This is a genomic window from Flavimobilis rhizosphaerae, from assembly GCF_014852685.1.
Taxonomy (GTDB): domain Bacteria; phylum Actinomycetota; class Actinomycetes; order Actinomycetales; family Cellulomonadaceae; genus Flavimobilis; species Flavimobilis rhizosphaerae.
Map to the genome: position 1 here is coordinate 158285 of NZ_JACZDF010000005.1, position 18698 is coordinate 176982.

General features: G+C 71.7%; 17 protein-coding genes, 2 pseudogenes and 1 riboswitch. Of the genes and pseudogenes, 6 read left to right on the plus strand and 13 right to left on the minus strand.

Features of this window, described 5'->3' with window-relative positions; all coding sequences use genetic code 11:
* Positions 1-60: 60 nt before the first annotated feature.
* Both IGS67_RS10445 and IGS67_RS10450 read right to left on the minus strand, forming a co-directional pair.
* Positions 61-645, minus strand: a complete 585-nt coding sequence (locus IGS67_RS10445; protein ID WP_192280552.1) for a YdeI/OmpD-associated family protein — start codon at positions 643-645, stop codon at positions 61-63.
* A complete protein-coding gene (locus tag IGS67_RS10450) occupies positions 632-1621 on the minus strand; it encodes a helix-turn-helix transcriptional regulator (RefSeq protein ID WP_192280555.1) in 990 nt (329 codons plus the stop codon). Before IGS67_RS10450 ends, IGS67_RS10445 begins: the two co-directional genes overlap by 14 nt.
* Positions 1622-1728: 107 nt before the next feature.
* Between IGS67_RS10450 and IGS67_RS10455 the strand changes: the two genes are divergently transcribed.
* Positions 1729-2196: a VOC family protein gene (locus IGS67_RS10455; RefSeq protein WP_192280558.1), complete on the plus strand. Its 468-nt coding sequence runs from the start codon at positions 1729-1731 to the stop codon at positions 2194-2196.
* 134 nt (positions 2197-2330) lie between these two features.
* On the opposite strand, the pseudogene IGS67_RS10460 reads toward IGS67_RS10455, so the two are convergent.
* From IGS67_RS10460 to IGS67_RS10470, 3 genes and pseudogenes are all read right to left on the minus strand, one after another.
* Positions 2331-2672: pseudogene (locus tag IGS67_RS10460) on the minus strand (integrase core domain-containing protein); the annotation flags it as partial.
* A 29-nt stretch (positions 2673-2701) separates the two neighbouring features.
* Positions 2702-2866: pseudogene (locus tag IGS67_RS10465) on the minus strand (helix-turn-helix domain-containing protein); the annotation flags it as partial.
* A 138-nt stretch (positions 2867-3004) separates the two neighbouring features.
* Positions 3005-3835: a TetR/AcrR family transcriptional regulator gene (locus IGS67_RS10470; protein WP_192280564.1), complete on the minus strand. Its 831-nt coding sequence runs from the start codon at positions 3833-3835 to the stop codon at positions 3005-3007.
* Between the two features lie 471 nt (positions 3836-4306).
* Here IGS67_RS10470 and IGS67_RS10475 point away from each other — a divergent pair, with 471 nt between their 5' ends.
* Complete coding sequence (locus IGS67_RS10475) at positions 4307-5218, plus strand: alpha/beta hydrolase (RefSeq protein ID WP_192280567.1); 912 nt, start codon at positions 4307-4309, stop codon at positions 5216-5218.
* A 3-nt stretch (positions 5219-5221) separates the two neighbouring features.
* Here the strand turns inward: IGS67_RS10475 and IGS67_RS10480 are convergent, their stop codons facing one another.
* The 3 genes from IGS67_RS10480 to IGS67_RS10490 form a co-directional block, all read right to left on the minus strand.
* The gene (locus IGS67_RS10480; RefSeq protein ID WP_328742394.1) at positions 5222-5947 is read right to left on the minus strand and encodes a formylglycine-generating enzyme family protein; all 726 of its coding nucleotides are present in this window, start codon (positions 5945-5947) and stop codon (positions 5222-5224) included.
* Positions 5944-6126 (minus strand): hypothetical protein, encoded by a 183-nt coding sequence (locus tag IGS67_RS10485; RefSeq protein WP_192280573.1) that lies wholly within the window; start codon positions 6124-6126, stop codon positions 5944-5946. Before IGS67_RS10485 ends, IGS67_RS10480 begins: the two co-directional genes overlap by 4 nt.
* Before the next feature lie 300 nt (positions 6127-6426).
* Positions 6427-8550: a heavy metal translocating P-type ATPase gene (locus tag IGS67_RS10490; protein ID WP_192280576.1), complete on the minus strand. Its 2124-nt coding sequence runs from the start codon at positions 8548-8550 to the stop codon at positions 6427-6429.
* Between the two features lie 354 nt (positions 8551-8904).
* On the opposite strand from IGS67_RS10490, the gene IGS67_RS10495 reads away from it, so the two are divergent.
* Positions 8905-10128, plus strand: coding sequence for an RtcB family protein (locus IGS67_RS10495; protein ID WP_192280578.1), 1224 nt, complete (start codon positions 8905-8907; stop codon positions 10126-10128).
* A 349-nt stretch (positions 10129-10477) separates the two neighbouring features.
* On the opposite strand, the gene IGS67_RS10500 is transcribed toward IGS67_RS10495, so the two are convergent.
* The 5 genes from IGS67_RS10500 to IGS67_RS10520 form a co-directional block, all read right to left on the minus strand.
* Complete coding sequence (locus IGS67_RS10500; RefSeq protein WP_192280580.1) at positions 10478-11980, minus strand: bifunctional hydroxymethylpyrimidine kinase/phosphomethylpyrimidine kinase; 1503 nt, start codon at positions 11978-11980, stop codon at positions 10478-10480.
* Positions 11977-12639, minus strand: a complete 663-nt coding sequence (gene thiE, locus IGS67_RS14000; protein ID WP_192280582.1) for a thiamine phosphate synthase — start codon at positions 12637-12639, stop codon at positions 11977-11979. The genes IGS67_RS10500 and thiE overlap by 4 nt, the downstream gene beginning before the upstream one ends.
* Positions 12636-13445, minus strand: coding sequence for a hydroxyethylthiazole kinase (gene thiM / locus IGS67_RS10510; protein ID WP_192280584.1), 810 nt, complete (start codon positions 13443-13445; stop codon positions 12636-12638). Before thiM ends, thiE begins: the two co-directional genes overlap by 4 nt.
* Positions 13436-13530: riboswitch (TPP riboswitch) on the minus strand. (Overlaps the previous gene by 10 nt.)
* Positions 13531-13656: 126 nt before the next feature.
* On the minus strand, positions 13657-14772 hold the full coding sequence (locus IGS67_RS10515; RefSeq protein WP_192280586.1) for a hypothetical protein: 1116 nt from the start codon (positions 14770-14772) through the stop codon (positions 13657-13659).
* Between the two features lie 4 nt (positions 14773-14776).
* Positions 14777-15907 carry an SPFH domain-containing protein gene (locus IGS67_RS10520; RefSeq protein WP_192280588.1) on the minus strand — a complete coding sequence of 377 codons (1131 nt, stop codon included), beginning with the start codon at positions 15905-15907 and terminating at the stop codon, positions 14777-14779.
* Between the two features lie 193 nt (positions 15908-16100).
* Here IGS67_RS10520 and IGS67_RS10525 point away from each other — a divergent pair, with 193 nt between their 5' ends.
* Genes IGS67_RS10525 through IGS67_RS10535 form a run of 3 tightly spaced genes read left to right on the plus strand, consistent with a single transcriptional unit; the run spans position 16101 to position 18642 of the window.
* The gene (locus tag IGS67_RS10525) at positions 16101-17039 is read left to right on the plus strand and encodes a metal ABC transporter substrate-binding protein (protein ID WP_192280591.1); all 939 of its coding nucleotides are present in this window, start codon (positions 16101-16103) and stop codon (positions 17037-17039) included.
* Positions 17036-17788 (plus strand): metal ABC transporter ATP-binding protein, encoded by a 753-nt coding sequence (locus tag IGS67_RS10530; protein WP_192280594.1) that lies wholly within the window; start codon positions 17036-17038, stop codon positions 17786-17788. Before IGS67_RS10525 ends, IGS67_RS10530 begins: the two co-directional genes overlap by 4 nt.
* Complete coding sequence (locus IGS67_RS10535) at positions 17785-18642, plus strand: metal ABC transporter permease (protein ID WP_192280597.1); 858 nt, start codon at positions 17785-17787, stop codon at positions 18640-18642. Before IGS67_RS10530 ends, IGS67_RS10535 begins: the two co-directional genes overlap by 4 nt.
* Positions 18643-18698: the final 56 nt, after the last annotated feature.

Sequence of the window (18698 nt, forward strand, 5' to 3'; positions counted from 1 at the left end):
GTTCGACCGGGCCTGGACCTCGGGTTCGCTTCTTGTGCACCCGATCGGATTCGCCGTGGATCATCGCTCAGGACGTTTCGGTGTCTGGAGGCGTTGCACGTGTCGGATGATGCGTGCTGTGCGTGCGGTGTCGTTCGGGGCGGTCGCGATGTCGAGCAAGATCGGGTATCTCGCGGTCTTTCCGAGCGCGTGAAAGGCGGCCGCTGCGCGGGGCTCTGCATCGAGGGCATTTTGGAGCTCAGCGGGCACCGCGATCGTGGCCGCACCCTCGTAGGCGCGGTCCCAGCGTCCGTCCGCTTTGGCTCGTTCGATCTCGGCGATGCCTCGCTCACGCATCCGCCCGGTCTCGATCAGCCGAGTCACATGGTCGACATTGCGTTTGGACCACATCGATCGTGCCCGTCGAGGTGTGAAGTGCTGACGATAGGTGGCCGTGTCGACGGCGTGTTTGCGGCCATCGATCCAGCCGCTGCAAAGTGCCTCGTCGAGTGCTTCGGCATACGTCAGCGACGTCGGGGTGGTGGTGCCCTTCTTCGCCAGTGTCAGCCACACGCCGTGACTGCTGTCTTCGTGTCGATCGAGCCAGGCTCGCCAGGCCGCAGCATCGGGCACCGTGAGGGTCGGTGGGGTGCTAGCTGTTGTCATCGTGGTGTCCTCCTGTCGGTGCGGGCGCGAGGCTGCGTGTGGCTTCTGCAACGCGCGTGCTGAGTCCGGTGGCGGCATCGATGAGGGCGTCGGGGCCGAGGATGGTGAAGGGCGCGTCGAATCGGATGATCCAGGCCAGCAGTCCCGTCCAGGACCAGGAGCCGGCTCGGATGCGGCAACGGGAATCGGATACCTGTTCCATGTCCCTGTCGCCGAGCCACGGGGCGATGTCGCGGGCGGGAAGGTCCAGGAGGAACTCTCCGTAGCACGGCCACACATCCGCGGTGTGTGAGCCCTTGGACCGCGCCGAGAAGAAGGTGCGCGCGTCACCAGTCGGAATCGGGCGGGGAGTGAAGACCGCGCCGCCGGCAAAGTTCGGGATGATCTTGTCGAGCCGGTAGATGCGCCAGTCGGAAGCATCGAGGTTCCAGGCGATGAGGTACCAGCGACCGTTGCGTGCCACGACGGCATGCGGCTCCACTGTGCGTGGGGGACGATCGGTGTCCTCGCCGTAGTCGAAGCGGAACGTCCGGCGATCGCGGACGGCAGCGCTGATCGCCTCCAGCACCTTCGGGTCCACCCGCAGGGCTGGTCCGGTATCGGTGAAACGGATGCCGTCGACGCGGTGTCGAAGCCTCGACGGCATCACCTGCCGCACCGTCGCCAGCGCCCGGGCTGCGGCGTCGTCGAGATCCACGCCGGTCGAAGAACTGCTTTGCAAGGCGACCGCGATCGCCACCGCTTGTTCGTCATCGAAGAGCAAGGGCGGCAGCTCTGAACCTGCCGCGAGCCGGTAGCCGCCGTCCGGGCCTTTGGTCGCTGTGATCGAGTACCCGAGTTCCCGGAGCCGATCGACATCGCGGCGGACGGTGCGGGTCGTGACCTGCAGTCGATCGGCGAGCACCTGCCCGGGCCAGTCCCGACGTGACTGCAGCAACGACAGCAGCGCGAGCATGCGAGACAACGTTCCGGACATGACTCAACTATCCCATCAGTAGCGGACTCATCCTGTCCTCTACGGGGTGCACTGTGGAATCACGGCACATCGCCGTCACCATCGCAATAAGACAAGGACCAAGCCGCATGAGCATCACCACGACCACCCACCTCAACTTCCCCGGCACGGCCCGGCAAGCGCTGGACTTCTACCAGTCCGTCTTCGGCGGCACCGTCACCGCGGCAACCTACGGCGACCTCGGCATGCCCGCAGACGCACCCGGAGCGGACAAGATCGTCTTCGGCCAGGTCGAGAACGACAACGGGTTCCGGGTCATGGCCTACGACATCCCCGGCCAGGACACCACCAACACCTCCACGCTGGCCGGCCACACACGCCGGGAGAACGGAACCACGATCACCGACCGCTCCTTCTTCCAGTCCGTGCGCGGCGAGACCCTCGACGAGGTCACCACGATCTGGGACGCACTCGCGGACGGTGCCGATGTCATCGACCCGCTCGCCGCATCCCCCTGGAGCCCCGGCTTCGGCATGCTCACCGACCGCTTCGGCGTGACCTGGGTCATCGACGTCCAGCCCGCGCACAACGCCTGATCCGCATCCCGGTCGGCCCCCGCTAGGAACGAGGGCCGACCGGAACCGACACGCACCACAGGAGTCTGAAGCCACCACCGCAGCCAGGTGAATCTCAGATGGTCCGGGCTGATTCGCCCTTGGTTTCGTTCCTATCAGGCGGTTTGGGTCCCGGGTGTTCCCAACGGTGTGTCGAGGCCAGCGTAGTAGTCGGCTTCGACCTCGGCGGGGGGCATGTCGAGCTCTCCGTGGAGGCGTTGGCTGTTCCACCACCACACGTACTCGAGCGTCGCGAGCTCGACCTTCTCGACCGTGCGCCACGGGCCGCGGCGACGGATGAGTTCGGTCTTGTAGAGCCCGTTGATCGCCTCAGCCATCGCGTTGTCGAACGAATCGCCCACGGTTCCTGTCGACGGTGTTGCGCCGAGTTCCTCGATCCGATCGGTGTAGACGACGGCGAGGTAGTTCGATCCATGGTCGGCGTGATGGACGAGCCCGTCGAGGTCTCCGTGGCGGTGGGGACGTGGTGGGGCCGCCGGGAGCGAGGTTCGAGGGTGGCGTCGCCTTCGGCTTCGTAGCGTGCTTTGAGCCGGTAGACCCAGCAGCGGTGCACGCCGTAGCGGGCGGCGATCTCGGTGACGGTGAGCTGTACGGTGGCAAGTGCGGTGAGGACGAGCTTGGCCTTGAACATGGCTGAGCATCCGCCGCCGGGGCGGTGTCGTGGATGTCGTGAGACATGGCGTCGCGGATGTCGTGAGACACCTGTCGCGGATGTGCTGAGCCATCACACTGTCAGCCCGACGTAAAAGCCCTGGTGAGAGTCGGTCTCTCACCAGGGCTTCGTCGTCCCCGGAGCTGTCGCCCTCGCGGGTCCGTCGAAGTCGATGAGGAGCTGGAACGCGCCCCAGAGGGCGAGCGCGGCCGGGTGCCAGGCGACGGGCTCGCCGTCGAGGCCGGGGCGCATGATCATCGTGGAGTCGAGGTCCGGGCGTCGCATCTGCCCCTGGGCGAACCCCTCGATGATCCGCGCGCCGACCCGCGCCAGGGTCTCGGCGGTGACCCCGGGCTGCAGCCCGCACCCGAGGAGCGCCAGCAGCTGGGTGTACTGCGCGGCCATGATCTGCGTCCGACGCTCGTCGCCGGCCTTGAGGGCGCGGACGAGGTTCTCGCGCTGCGTCGGGTCGGCGACGCCGTTGATGGTCGCGACGAGCGCGAACGCGTCCCGCCACGAGGCGGACGCGGTGAGTGCGTCAATGTTGCGGCGCCCGGCGAGGCGGAGCATCTCCTCGGTGACGGCCCGGCGGCCGTCGGGAGTTCCGAGGCGGTGGATGTTGCTCTGGAGCGTCTGTGCCGCGACGTCGAGGGTCGTCGGGTCGAACGGCGTCTCGGAGGGCTCCGACTCGATCGTGATGTGCTCGAGCAGGTCGGCGTAGAAGAGGTCCTTCGACGGCCAGAGGCGGTAGAACGCGCTCCGTGGCACGTCGGCGGCGCGGATGAGGTCCTCGATGCTCAAGTGCTCGAGGCTCACGGTGAGGCCGGTGGTCTCGAGCATCGACAACGCGCTCGCCAGAACGCGGGCGCGGGACTGGTCGCTGCTCAGCCTCGGCGCGCGGCGTGGGATGTCCGACGCGTCGTTCTCGCGCGGGTCTTCCGATGACATGCCGGTTCTCCTCGTCGTCCGGGCGTCCGCTCGTGTCGCACCCTGTCCCCGTGGTCTCACCCGGGTCGTGGGGATGTTGCACCGAAGAACATCCTAGGTGCAACATCGTGTCGCATCTTGCGACACGATGTTTCAATCGGCTAGCCTCGGAACGTGCCGGAAGCTGGGATCGTCCGGGTGCGGGTTGGCAGGGCGGCCCGCACCCGGACGAACCTTGCTCCGGCGCATGCACCTACCGGTCGTATCGGCAGGCATCGCGGGGGTCTTCGCGGCGCAACGGCAGGATGGCGAGGCAGCCGCATCAGGAGGGTCGACCGACCCCGTTCAGGGACCTGATGCGCACAGCCCCACGTCCGTGAGCGCCTGGGGACGGAGCCGCGCCGCTGCTCCTGTGGGTGACGCGAGCTCCCCTGCACGCGCGAGGCGTGCAGGGGAGCGCACGCGCTGCTGGGTCGCTGCTAGTTTGGGCCGGTGGCCGTCAACCCCTACGTGAAGTTCCTGCCTCCCGAGCATCGCGCGGCTGCCGCGACGAACCCCGAGACGACCTGGTGGGGCTGGCGGGGGCACGACGTCCACGTCGCCCGTGCCCGTCGTCCGGAGGCCGCCGCGCGTGTGCTCCTCCTGCACGGCGCTGGCGGCCACAGCGAGGCGGTCTGGCCGCTCGCGGCGCTCCTCGCCGAGCGGGGGCTCGACGTCGCCGCGGTCGACCTGCCGCTCTACGGCCTCACGCGGTCGCCCGCGCCACGGTCAGTCACCTATGACGACTGGGTGGCACTCGTGCTCGACCTCGTCGCCGTCGAGGACGACGGACGTCCCCTCGTCCTCTTCGGCACGAGCATGGGCGGCATGCTCGCCTACGAGGTTGCTGCGCGCTCGGGCTCGGTCGCGGCGGTCGCCGCGACCTGCCTGCTCGACCCGAACGGGCTGCGGGCGCGCAGGAGCCTCACGCGGTTCGGCGTCATGAGCACGCTCGGCGGTCTGCTCGCGCCGCTCGTCCGCGGCAGGGTCGCGACGGCGATGGTGCCGATGCGCCGCGTTGCCGACGTCTCGCGGCTGAGCCGAGACCCGGAGCTGGCGGCCTTGTGCGGGAGCGATCCGCGGGGTGGCGGAGCCTCGGTGCCGCTCGGCTTCCTCGCGACGTACATGCGCTACCGGCATGTCGAGCCAGGGTCGATGACGACCCCCGTCGCGCTCGTCCACCCCGCGATGGACACGTGGACGCCGCCCAGCCTCAGCCTCGCCGTCGCGCGACGGACGGCGGCGCCCGTGAAGATCGTCATGCTCCGGGAGTGCGGGCACTTTCCGGTTGAGCAGCCGGGTCTTGGGGACCTCCTCGCGACGGTGTGCCTGCTGGCCGACGAGGCCGGGCGGGCAGGCGCGTAGCTGTCAGGCGTCGGCGTCGAGGACGAGCCTCACACCCGCGCCTGTCTGGTCGTCGTAGAGCGAGTGCCTGCGGGCGCAGCGTGCAAGGTCGCGGTCCTGCGTGAAGCGGCCCCCGCGCGTGACGTGCCGGTCGTTCGCCCACGGTTCGTCGTCGGGAACGCCGGACGGCGCACCGGGGTAGGGCGCGAAGAGGTCGCGGGTCCATTCGTCGACGTTGCCCGCGAGGTCGAGCACACCGAACGGGCTCGCTCCGCCCGGCAGGCTGCCGACGGGCAACGGCGCGCCGACGCCGTGCGCGGCGGTGTTCCCGGCGTGCGGGTCCCACTCATCACCCCAGGGGTACTCGCGAGTCTCGTCGCCGCGCGCCGCACGCTCCCACTGAGTCTCCGACGGCAGGTGGACGGGCAGGCCGGTCACGTCCCGCAGGGTGGCGCAGAAGGCCTGCGCGTCGTCCCACGCCACGCCGTCGACGGGGAGGTCCGGGCCGTCGGACGGGGCGAGCGGCAGGCCCGCAGCGGCAGCGATGACGTTCCACTGCGCCCGCGTCACTGGTGTGCGCGAGATCGCGAACGCCGGGACCTCCACCGTGTGCCGGGGCACCTCCTTGAGGAAGTACGACAGCGGCAGGCCAAGATCGTCGTGACGTGCGACGACCTCGTCGATCTCCTCGATGGGGGTCCCGCGGTGCAGGACCCCGGCGGGGATCTCGACCCAGTCGACGTCGATCACCGGTCGCACTCGCAGACGAGGTTCCACTCGACGACCTGCTCGTCGGGCTGCGCCCAGGCCTCAGCCTCGGCGCGGTCACGGAACGCGCGTGGCGCGAGGCGTCCGTTCGTCATGAGCACGCCGACCGCGATCTGCTCGCGCGGGTCGGTCGACCCGGGAGTGGGCTGCTGCGTCGTCATGGTCGACCCCTCTCGACGTCCGGTCCTTCTCCATTCTCCCACCGCGGGCCTCCGAGCGCCGTGACGCACGGGACCGACGTCGCTACCGGTTCTGCGCGGGCGCGCCGGAGGTCGTCGTCGGGGCGTCCGCCGTCGGGGCTCCCGGCACGCCGGGTCCCGAGCACGCGACGGCGAGGGCGAGCGAGGCCGTGCAGAGCGCCGAGCCCACGGCCCGCAGCGTTCGTCCTGTTCGACGTCGTGTCCTCATGCCCTCATCACACACCCGCGCGCCCCCGGCGGACAGGGGCGCGCGAGTCGACCTCACCCGAGGAGGTCTCGCGTGCTCGTCCCAGGTGTGAGGTCGAGGCGACGCAGCAGCTGCGCGTTGAGCGCGACGACGACGGTCGAGGCGGACATGAGGATCGCGCCGACGCTCATCGGCAGGACGAACCCGAGCGGCGCGAGCACGCCCGCGGCGAGCGGCACCGCGAGAAGGTTGTAGCCGGCGGCCCACCAGAGGTTCTGCTGCATCTTGCGGTACGACGCCCGTGAGAGGGCGACGACGGAGAGGATGGAGCGCGGGTCGGAGCCCGCGAGCACGACGCCCGCGGAGCCGATGGCGACGTCCGTCCCGGCGCCGATCGCGATGCCGACGTCGGCGGCTGCGAGCGCTGGGGCGTCGTTGACGCCGTCGCCGACCATCGCGACCGTCCTGCCCTCGGCGCGGAGGTCGGTGGCGAGCGCGGCCTTGTCCTCGGGGCGGACGCCGGCGTGGACCCGGTCGATGCCGAGCGAGGCTGCGACGTGGTCGGCGACCGCGCGGGCGTCGCCCGTCACCATGACGACCTCGGCGCCGGCGGCGTGCAGCGCGTCGATCGCCTCGCGGGAGGTCTCCCGGACCTCGTCCGCGAGCCGTAGCGCGCCGATGACGGCGCCGTCGAGCAGCACGTGGAGGATGATCGCGCCCTCGGCGTGCCAGGGCGCGACGACTGCAAGCTCGTCGAGCCCTGACTGCTCGAGGAGGTGCGGTCCGCCGACCTCGACGACCCGGCCGTCGACGGTTGCGCGGACGCCGACGGCGGGTGACGACGTGAAGTCCGTGGCCGTAGGGATGTCGAGCCCGCGCGCGCGGGCTGCGCCGACGATCGCGGTCGCGAGCGGGTGCTCGCTGTCCGTCTCGGCCGCGGCCGCGAGCGCGAGGACGTGCGCCTCGTCGTGGCCGCCTGCGGGGGCGACGGCTGTGACGGTCGGCTCGCCCTTGGTGAGGGTGCCCGTCTTGTCGAGCAGCACGGTGTCGACGGTGCGCATGCGCTCGAGCGCGAGGCGGTCCGTGACGAGGACGCCGCCGCGGGCTGCGCGCTCGGTCGCGATCGACACGACGAGCGGGATGGCGAGGCCGAGCGCGTGGGGGCATGCGATGACGAGGACGGTGATGGTGCGGACGACGGCGTCGTCGGGCAGGCCGACGAGCGACCAGACGAGCGCCGTGAGCGCGGCGGAGCCGAGCGCGAACCAGAAGAGCCAGCCGGCCGCCCTGTCGGCGAGGCGCTGCGCGTGGGAGGAGGAGGCTTGGGCGTCGGCGACGAGGCGACCGATGCCTGCGAGCGCGGTGTCGTCGCCCGTCGCGGTGACCTCGACGCGCAGACCGGAGTCGGTCGCGACCGTCCCGGCGGTGACGTGGTCGCCGATCTCGCGCCTCACGGCGCGGGACTCGCCCGTGATCATCGACTCGTCGACGTGGGCCGTCCCGTCGACGACGCGGCCGTCGGCCGGGACCGAGGCGCCGGGACGGACGAGGACGACGTCGCCGACCTGCAGGTCGGTGGGGGAGACCTGCACGACGTCGTCGCCCTCGATGCGTTCGGCAGCGTCGGGCAGGAGTGCCGCGAGCGAGTCGAGGGCGGATGTCGTCTGCGCGAGCGAACGCATCTCGATCCAGTGGCCAAGCAGCATGATGACGACGAGGAGCGCGAGCTCCCACCAGAAGTCGAGGCTGTGGTCGAGGATGCCGAGGGTCGCGCCCCACGACGCCAGGAACGCGACCGTGAGCGCGAGCCCGACGAGGAGCATCATGCCGGGGCTGCGACGGCGGACCTCGTCGGCCGCACCGGTGAGGAAGGGCTGGCCGCCCCACAGGTACATGACGGTGCCGAGGACGGGGGAAGCCCAGGTGAGCGGGTCCGAATGTGGCAGGTCGTAGCCGACGAGGTCCGCGAACATGCCACTGAGCGTGACCGTGGGGACGGCGAGGACGAGCATGATCCAGAAGAGCCGACGGAACTGGCCTGCGTGGTCGCCGTGGCCCGCGTGCCCGGCCGCGTCATGCCCGCCGTGGTTGGACACGTCGTGGCCCGCGTGCTCGCCGTGCGCGGTGGCGTGGCCTGCGTGCTCGACCGTACCGTGTCCCGCGTGGTGGGTCTCGTGGGTGTGGTCGTGGCTGCTCATGTCCCGAACATATACCCCCTAGGGGTACCGAGCAAGGGGTCCCCGCCGAAAAGACCTCGCGCTCTCTCCGGATGCTCCGCTACGGTCGACCGCGGCGCACCACGGCGCCCTGACGCGAAGGACCGCACGTGACCCGCACGACGACGACCGAACGGCTCGAGAGCCGCGACCTCGTCGTGCCCACGTATGTGAAGCGACCGTCGTCCCCGAACGACGCGCCCCCGTTCCGCCACGCTCGCAGACCTGCCTGACGACCCCGTCGTCACCGTCGAGAGCCGCCTCGGAGCACCCGCTCCGCGGCGGCTCTCGGCGTTCCACCCCCTCGCACCACCCGATCACCGGAAGGATCGACCCATGAACGAGTTCCCCGTGACGCTCCCCGGAGCGCGCGCCCCCACCCTCATGTGGGCCCACGAGCACGACGTCGAGCCCGCTGCCCTCCAGCAGCTCCGCAACATCGCCGCCCTGCCATGGGTCGAGGGTCTGCGCGTCATGCCCGACGTCCACCTCGGCAAGGGCGCGACCGTCGGCTCCGTCATCGCGATGCGCGACGCCGTCTCGCCCAACGCCGTCGGCGTCGACATCGGCTGCGGCATGATCGGCGTTCGCACGTCGCTCACTGCCGACGACCTGCCCGACGACCTCGGGCCCCTGCGCTCCGCGATCGAGGCCGCGGTGCCCGTCGGTTGGAAGGGGCACGCGGAGCCCGTCGACCTGGCGCGCCTGCGCCCCGTCTCCGACCGGGCGCACACCTCCGAGACGCTCCGCGGCGCCGACGCGTTCTGGGACCGCTTCACCGGTCTCCACGGCCGTGTGAGCGACCTCGAGGGACGTGTGCGCCGCCAGCTCGGGACCCTCGGCGGCGGCAACCACTTCATCGAGCTGTGCGTCGACGAGACCGGACAGGTGTGGCTCCAGCTCCACTCCGGGTCACGGAACATCGGCAAGACCCTCGCCGAGCAGCACGTCGCGATCGCCAAGCGATTGCCGCACAACGACGGGCTCGTCGACCGCGACCTCGCCGTCTTCCTCGGCGGCACACCCGAGATGGACGCGTACCTCACCGACCTGCGCTGGGCCCAGGAGTACGCGGCGCGCTCGCGCGCCGTCATGATGGCGCTCGTCGTCGACGTCGTCCGCACGCACCTCGCTGCTGCCGCGCCGACGTTCGACGAGGCCGTCAACGTCCACCAAAACTACGTCGCGACCGAGACCGTCGACGGCACCGAGCTCGTCGTCACCCGCAAGGGGGCGATCCGCGCCGGCACGGGCGAGCTCGGTCTCATCCCGGGGTCGATGGGCACCGGCTCGTACGTCGTCCGCGGTCTCGGCAACCCCGCCTCGTACTGGTCGGCGTCCCACGGCGCGGGGCGCCGCATGTCGCGGACGGCCGCGCGCAAGCGGTTCACGGCTGCCGACCTCGCGGCGCAGACGGCGGGCGTCGAGTGTCGCAAGGACGAGGGGGTCGTCGACGAGATCCCCGGCGCGTACAAGGACCTCGACGCGGTCGTCGCGGCTCAGTCCGACCTCGTCGAGATCGTCGCCCGCCTCACGACGCTCCTGTGCGTCAAGGGCTGACCCCGTCGGCCGCCGACCCCGCACGGGTCGGCGGCCGGTGTCAGCCCCGCACCGTCATGTCCCCGGTCGTCGGTTCCCACTCGAGGAGTGGCCGGCCCCGGGAGGCAACTACTTCGGCACGCGGTTGAAGAGCTCGGCGATCGTCCCGTCGAGATCGTCGTGCGACAGGTGCGGCCAGTGGCCCGCGAAGACGTTGTACGCCCGGCGACCGAGCAGGAACGCGTCGACGTACGCATAGACAGCATCGAGCTGCCTCTCGGTGACGTCGACGTGCGCGCGGCAGCCCGCGCGACGCGACCACCGTCACCCTCGACGCCCGCAGGCGTCGAGGGTGACGGCACCGGGGCCGTCAGACGCGCACGCGTTCCGGCGCCGGGCGCGCGAGGACGGGCGCCGCGAAGAAGTCCCGCTCGTGCTGCGCGGACCTGCGGAACGCCTCGAGCATGGCCTCGCGCTCCGCCGGCCCCGCCGAGGCGGCGAGCGTCGTGACGATCTCGATCGCCCGGTCCGTCGACGCCCGGAACGCCGGGTCCCCGTACGTCTCGATCCACCGCGCGTACGGGTGCGACGGGCCGAGCCCGGCGAGCAGCCGTTCGCCCAGGTCGACATACATCCAGAAGCACGGCAGCAGCCCTGCGACGAGCGGTCCGTAGCCGCCTCGCGCGGCGAGCCCGAGCAGATGGTCGACGTACGCGATCGTCGTCGGGGCCGGCCGGGCGTCGAAGAGCTGCCCGTCACCGAGCCAAGAGGCGTGCAGCTCGACCTCGGCCGCGATCGCGCCGTGCGCCGAGCTCGCCCAGAACGCCTGCTCGTCGGGCGTCGGCGCGAGGGCGCTCGCGTGCGCGAGCACACGCGCGTAGTCACGCAGGTACAACGCGTCCTGCGCGAGGTACCAGGAGAACGCGTCCTCGTGGAGGGAACCGTCGGCGAGCGCGGAGACGAACGGCAACGTGTCGGTCTCGGCGCGCACCACCGCGATCTCGTCCCACCACTCGGCGGCAACACGGCCCGGCGTCGTCCGAGGAGCCGCCGTGCGCCACAGGGATGCGAGGTGGGAGACGGGCCCGTGGCCCCGACCGACGTCGAGCAGGTCTGCTGCTTCGAGCGACTCCGTGAGCCACGCGCGCGCCTCGGCGAGCGCGGGCACCCACGCGCCATGGTGCGCGTGCAGGGTCGCAAGAGCGGCCGACAACGAGCACCCGGTGCCGTGCGTGCACCGCGTGCGTACGCGTGGTCCCTCGACGACGTCGACGACGCCCGTCGCGTCGACGAGCGCGTCGCGCACGACGTCGCCCGGGAAGTGCCCGCCCTTGACGAGCACCGTCACCCCGCTGCGCACGCTGAGCCGGCGGCCCTGGTCGAGCGCCTCCTCCCACGTCGCAGCGACGGGCTCGCCGAGGATCACCGCGAGCTCGGGCCGGTTGGGCGTCACGAGGTCGACGTGCGCGAGAAGCTCCCGCACGGCGTCCTCAGCATCGGGCTCGAGCAGCCGGTCGCCGCTCGTCGCGACCATGACGGGGTCGAGGACGACGACCGGCGGGCGGACGCGCGCGATCCACGCGGTGACCTCGGCCGCGGCCGTGACGGATCCCAGCATGCCGATCTTCACGGCGTCGATCGCCACATCGTCGCTCACGGCGTCGAGCTGCGTCGTGAGGAACCCCACCGGAGGGGTGTGGACCCCGCGGACTCCCTGCGTGTTCTGAGCGACGAGGGCCGTGACGACGCCCATCCCGTAGCCACCGTGCGCGGCGATCGACTTGAGGTCGGCCTGGAGGCCGGCACCTCCGGTCGGGTCGGTGCCGGCGATCGTGAGGACGCGTGGCACGGTACCGCGCCCGGGCGCGGTCACGCGGCCGCCCCCGTCCGCGCGGCCGCAGCGAACGCCTGCGCGGTCGCGGCGGGATCGGCTGCTGCGCAGATCGCCGACGCAACCGCGACGCCCGCGAGCCCGCCCGCCCGCAGCGGCGCGACGTCGTCGAGACGGATGCCACCGATCGCGACCGTCGGCACGCCGACGGACGCAGCCTGGCGGACGATGCCGTCGATGCCGAGCGGCGCGGGGGCGTCGGGCTTCGTCGCGGTCGCCCGCACGGTGCCGATGCCGACGTAGTCGACGCGCGCGGCGGACGCCGCGGCAGCCATGAGGTGCTCGTCGGTCGAGGCCGTGACGCCGACGACGGCGTCGGCTCCGACGAGCGCGCGCACGTCGACGAGCGGCAGGTCGGACTGCCCGATGTGGACGCCGGCGAGCGACGGGACGCGGCGCCTCGCGGCACAGAACACGTCGACGCGGTCGTTGATGAGGAGCGCGACGTGCGGCGGGACGACGCGCGCAAGGGCGAGCGTGAGCTCGAGCAGCTCGCGCGCAGAAGCCCGCTTGTCCCGCACCTGGACAGCCGTGATGCCGCCCGCGGCAGCCGCGTGGACCGTCGCGACGAGGTCACGCCCGGCGCGGCCCGCCGCGTCGGCGTCGGTGACGAGGTAGACCGACAGGTCGAGGGGCCTCACGCGAACCTCACCGCCTCGGCGAGCGTCGGCGCGTCGAGCAGCGCGAGCTCGTCGAGCAGACGCACCGCGAACGACCCGGGACCCGTCGCAGCCTGGGCGGCACGCTCGGCCGCGACCGTGTAGGCGCCGCACGCGGCGACCGTCGCCTCGAGCGCGTCGTCGTGGACGCCGACGAACGCGGCGACGATGCCGCCGAGGGCGCAGCCGCCGCCCGTCATGCGGGTGAGGAGCGGGTGGCCGTTCGCGACCCGCACCACCGTCGTGCCGTCGGTGACGAGGTCGACCGGTCCGGACACCGTGACGACGCCGCCCGTGCGCACCGCGACGGCGCAGGCTGCGTCGAGGCTCTCCTCGACGCCGTGCGTCGCGTCGACACCACGGCCACCGCCGTCCGTCCCGGCGAGCGCACGGATCTCGGAGGCGTTGCCGCGGACGACCGTCGGACGCAGCTCGAGGAGCTGCGCGGCGAGGGCGGTGCGGAGGGCGAGCGGACCGACGGCGACAGGGTCGAGCACCCAGGGGCGCCCGAGCGTGTCGCACGCGCGGGCCGCCTCGAGCATGCCGGCCCGCTGCTCGGCACCGGGCGTTCCGAGGTTGACGTAGACGGCGTCGGCGACGCCCGCGAGAGTCCCGGCCTCGCCCGGCAGGTCCGCCATCGCGGGCGCGGCACCGAGGGCGAGGAGCGTGTTGGCGACGAGGTTGACGGTGACCGTGTTGGTGAGGCACTGGACGAGGGGTCCGGCGGCGCGGACCTCCTCGAGTGCACGTGGGACGGCTGTGAGCAGGGTCGACGGCGCACGAAGCATCGTGACATCCCTTCGCTAGTACGAGCTAGATCAGGTTCAACGGGTGTGATCTCAGCCCCGCGATGGGGCACCCCGTGTCAGTGCGTCCGAGAGTAGCAGCGGTGTCCGAAAGGTGGCTCGGCGGTCTCGAGCGCTGAATCCCCGGCAACGAGGAGGAGCCGTGCACCCCGGACGGGGTGCACGGCTCCTCCGAGCGTGCGCGAGGCGCTCGTCAGGTGCGCGTGCGCGAGTAGAGGTACAACGCGAGAACGAGGAGCACGAGGCCGCCGGCGACGGTGAGAGCAACCTTCACCGCGCTCACCGGGTGCTTGCCCGTGACCTTGCCCGTCGACGCGTTGATGACGACCTGCCACTGCTTGCCCGCGTACATGTACGTCGCGATCCAGAACGGCATGAGGACGAGCTTGAACATCACGGCCGCGTACGCGGTGCGGATCTGCGAGATGCGCTGGCGGTCCCCGCCGATAGCCCGTTCGACGTCGGCCCGGATGACACCGGCCATGACCTGCTTGGCGGTCTCGAGCCCGCGCGGCGGATCCACGTCGTAGCGCACGGTCGAGAACCCTGCGACGTACTCGGCCCGGTAGGGCTGGGCCTTCGCGAGGTCCGCGCTCCCGGCGCCCCGCGCCTCCTTGGGGGTGAGCTGGGCCGAGCCGGGGACGACGATGTCGTCGAAGCTGCGACGGACGGTGCCGGACCGGTGCGACCAGCGGGTGCGGGTCTCCGTGCGGTCGTCGTCGACCTTCACCGTGTAGTCGTCGCCGCGCTGGCCCTCGTACTCGCTCGTCGTGCGGGCGTCGAAGGTCCAGTACGGCAGATAGGTGCCGCGGAGCGACTCCTCGGCGTCGACGTCCTTGAGCGCGCGCGGGCCGAAGAAGCGCGAGGTCACCCACTTCGTGAACGCGGCGCGCGCCGCAGTCTGGTCGAGTGCGAACGGGACGACCGCCTCGGGCGGGATGACACCCTCGGTCGGGGTGATGCCGACGAGGTGGCCGCCGCAGAACTGGCACGCGGTCGAGATCGCGGTCGACTCGGTCGTCGCGCCGCAGCCCTCGCACCGCAGCACGTGGCCACCGAGGCTCGCGACGGCGCGGCCGGCGTTGTTCGCGGCCCAGGTCTCGTAGTCGTGCTCGTCGACGCTCGCGTCCGGGTCGTGGGCGATCTCGGCGAAGTAGCCGCACATGAGGCAGCGCATCGAGGACGTGCCTGCCGCGAAGCCGAGCTGCGAGCCACAGCCGGGGCAGCGGGTCGCGAGGAGCGCGGCGTCCTCCGCCGACGCTGACGCGGTGTCTTCGGGCTGCGGCGGGAACGGGGGAGGCATGCTCATCGGCTCAGGCTCCCGGGGTCGCGGGCGGCAGGGGCGGCGGCACGGCGCCGAAGAGCGACGCGAGCGCGGGAACCGAGCCGGCTGCGGTCCACGCGGCCATGCCGTCCTGCCACACGAGCGTCTCCCGGGTGAAGGAGCCCGAGGCTGCAAGGCTGCCGAGCTCGGCCAGCGACGTCGGGCCTGACTGGGCGCCACCCGTCGCGTGGAACCAGGGCGCGCCGGCCCCGGGCAGCGGCGGGGGAGCGGCTGCCGCCGGCGCGGCGGGAGCGGCAGGGGCCTGGCTGCCTGCCAGCGTCTGCGCCATCTGCTGGCCGACGGCGAGCCCGAGGCCCATCGTCATGCCCTCGCCTCCGCCGCCGGGGTTCCCGGCGGCGGTCTCGATCGCGTTGGCCGCCTGGAACTGCGTGTACTGCTGCATGTTGCCGAGGACGGCCATCTGGGTCTTCTTGTCGAGGGCTGCCTCGACCTCGGGCGGGAACGAGATGTTCTCGATGACGAAGCGGGTGATGGCGACGCCGTACTCGGCGAGGCTCGTCGTGAGCTCGGTCGCGAGCCGACCGGCGATGACGTTCTGGTTGGCGGCAAGGTCGAGCGCGGCGACCTGCGCGTGGGCGAGCGCGGGGCCGAGGGCCCCGACGATGTTCTGCCGGAAGAACTCGCCGATCTCCTCGGTGCGGAAGTTCGGGTCGGTGCCGACGAGCTGGCGCAGGAGCGCGGCCGCGTCGGTTACCTGGAGCGAGTAGGTGCCGAATCCGCGCAGGCGGACGGCGCCGAACTCGGGGTCGCGCAGCATGACGGGGTTCTGCGTGCCCCACTTGAAGTCGGTGAACTGGCGGGTCGTGACGAAGTAGACCTCGGCCTTCCATGGCGAGTTGAAGCCGTGCTTCCAGCCCTTGAGGGTCGAGAGGATCGGAAGGTTCTGCGTCGACAGGGTGTAGGTGCCCGGGCCGAAGACGTCCGCGAGTCGACCCTCGTTGACGAAGACGGCAACCTGGCCCTCGCGGACGACGAGCTTCGCCTCGTTCTTGATCTCGTTGCCCTGGCGCGGGAAGCGCCAGACGATCGTGTCCCGCGAGCTGTCGAGGAACTCGATGATGTCGATGAGCTGCCCGCGCAGCTTGTCCATGAAGCTCATGATCTCTCCGTCTCCCCCTGGGGCGGCGACTGGGTCGCCGTGCGACCTGGTCGGTCACACCATCGCCGATGGTACACAGTAGGGCTCGGTCTCACCTTCGAACGGTGATCCTTTGGTCACAGAAGCGTTAGCGCTCGCACCTGTGGCGTCCGCCGGGCTTGAAGTTCGGGTTGCCGAAATCTATGTTGTGGACATGGGTCATCTAGCACGTCCGCGCTGTGCGACAGCGCGTGTCGCCGCGACAGCTCTCGCCGCGGCCGCGCTCTTGTCCGCGTGCGGCGCGCCGGGAGAAGCAGAGGCCGACGACCCGCGTCCGCTCATCCTCACGACGTTCACGGTCGTCGCCGACATCGCGCGCAACGTCGCCGGGGAGGACCTGCGGGTCGCGTCCATCACGAAGGTCGGCGCCGAGATCCATGGCTACGACCCGACGCCCGGCGACCTCCGACGCGCCGCCGGCGCGGACCTCGTCCTCGACAACGGGCTCGGCCTCGAGGCGTGGTTCGCGCGCTTCGTCGACGGTCTCGACGTCCCACGCGTCACCCTCTCCGACGGCGTCGCGACGATCCCGATCGCTCGGGGTGAGGCCGAGGGGCGCCCCAACCCGCACGCGTGGATGAGCCCGACCGCAGGCGCGTCGTACGCACGCCTCGCGGCCGAGGCGTTCGCCGAGCTCGACCCTGACCGCGCCGACGCCTACCGCGAGCGCGCCGAGACGTACGCAGCCCGGCTCGGGACGCTGAGGGACGAGCTCGTCGCGCGGCTCGCGACCGTCCCGCCTGCAGCCCGTGCGCTCGTCACGTGCGAGGGGGCGTTCTCCTACCTCGCTGCCGACGTCGGGCTCGAGGAACGTTACCTGTGGGCGGTCAACGCCGAGCAGCAGGCGACCCCGCAGCAGGTCGCCGAGGTCGAGACGTTCGTCCGCGAGCGCGGGGTCGCAGCGGTGTTCTGCGAGTCGACGGTCAACCCTTCGCCCATGCAGCGTGTCGCGGAGTCGACCGGTGCGCGCTTCGTCGGTCCGCTCTACGTCGACTCGCTCTCGGTGCCTGACGGACCCGTGCCCACGTACCTCGACCTGCTGCGCCACGACGTCGATCTCATCGTCGCCGGTCTCTCAGGAGGCGCCCCATGACCTCGAAACCGCTCACGCCCGCCGCACTCGAGGTGCGCGGGCTCACCGTCGTCCGGGGGGAGGTTCGAGCACTCACGGACGTCGACCTCACGGTCGCACCGGGCCGGGTCACGGCTCTCGTGGGACCTAACGGCTCGGGGAAGTCGACGCTCTTCGCGGCCGTGACGGGCGGCGTCGACGTGACGTCGGGCACCGTGAAGGTCGGGGGGACGGACGCCGCTGCGGCACGCAGGCGCCGGGAGATCGCGTTCGTCGGTCAGGACGACACGGTCGACCGGCAGTTCCCGCTCACGGTCGCCGACGTCGTCGCTCAGGGACGCCCCGCCCCCCGCGGGCTGCTCGGACGGCGGACGGCCGCCGACCGGGCAGCGGTCGCCGAGGCCCTCGCACGGGTGGGCCTCGCGGATCTCGCCCGGCGGCCGATCGGCGCGCTCTCGGGCGGGCAGCGCCGCCGCGTCCTCGTGGCGCGTGCACTCGTCCAGGAGGCTGGCCTGCTGCTCCTCGACGAGCCCCTCGCGGGGGTCGACGTCGCGTCGGCCGAGCTCCTCGTCGACATCGTGCGCGCTCGCGCCGACGAGGGCGCGGGGGTGCTTGTCTCGACGCACGACCTCGCGGGCGTCACCGACCTCGCCGACGACGTCGTGCTTCTCGCGGGCAGGGTCGTCGCTGCGGGACCCGTCGCGTCGACGCTCACGCCGGCGGCGCTCGCCGAGGCCTTCGGGCTCCGCACCGGGGACGTGCGGCGATGACGTTCCTCGAGCTGATCCTCGACCCGCTGTCGCACGAGTTCATGGTGCGGGCGCTCGCTGTCATCTCGGTGTCGAGCGCGGTGAGCGCGCTGCTGTCGTGCTGGCTCGTGCTCGTCGGCTGGTCGCTCATGGGCGATGCCGTCTCGCACGCGGTCCTGCCGGGGGTCGTGCTCGCGTACATCCTCGGGCTGCCGTTCGCCGTCGGCGCAGTCGTCTTCGCGCTCGGGGCGGTCGTCCTCGTCGCGGCGGTCCGCTCGACAGGCCGCACGAAGGAGGACGCCGCGATCGGGATCGTCTTCACGACGCTCTTCGCCCTCGGCCTCGTCCTCGTCTCGGTGACACCGAGCCAGACGGACCTCATGCACGTCGTCTTCGGCAACGTCCTCGGGGTGTCACGCTCGGAGCTCGTCCAGGTTGCCGCGCTTGCCGCGGTCGTCGTGATCGTCGCGCTGGCGCGGCGGCACGATCTCACGGCGTTCGCGTTCGATCCGGTGCAGCTGCGGGTGCTGGGTCGCTCACCAGGTCGGGTGGGTGCGCTGCTCCTCGTGCTGCTCGCGCTCACGGCCGTCACGGCGATCCAGTCCGTCGGGGTCGTTCTCGTCGTCGCGATGCTCGTCATCCCCGGGGCGACGGCCCACCTCCTCAGCGACCGTCTGGCGCGGATGCTCGTCGTCGCCCCTGCGGTGGCGGTCGCTTGCGGGGTCGTCGGGGTATACGTGTCGTACTACGCCGACCTGGCGACCGGGGCGACGGTGGTGCTCGCCCAGGGGGCGGCCTACCTCCTCGCGGTGCTGCTGGCGCCGGGCCGCGGTGTCCTCGCGCGCGCGAGGAGGCGGGCGCGCACCGCGGCGTGAGCCGCCGTGCGCGGCGTTTGCACGGGGTGCGAGCACCCGTGCCCGGTGGGGTGCGA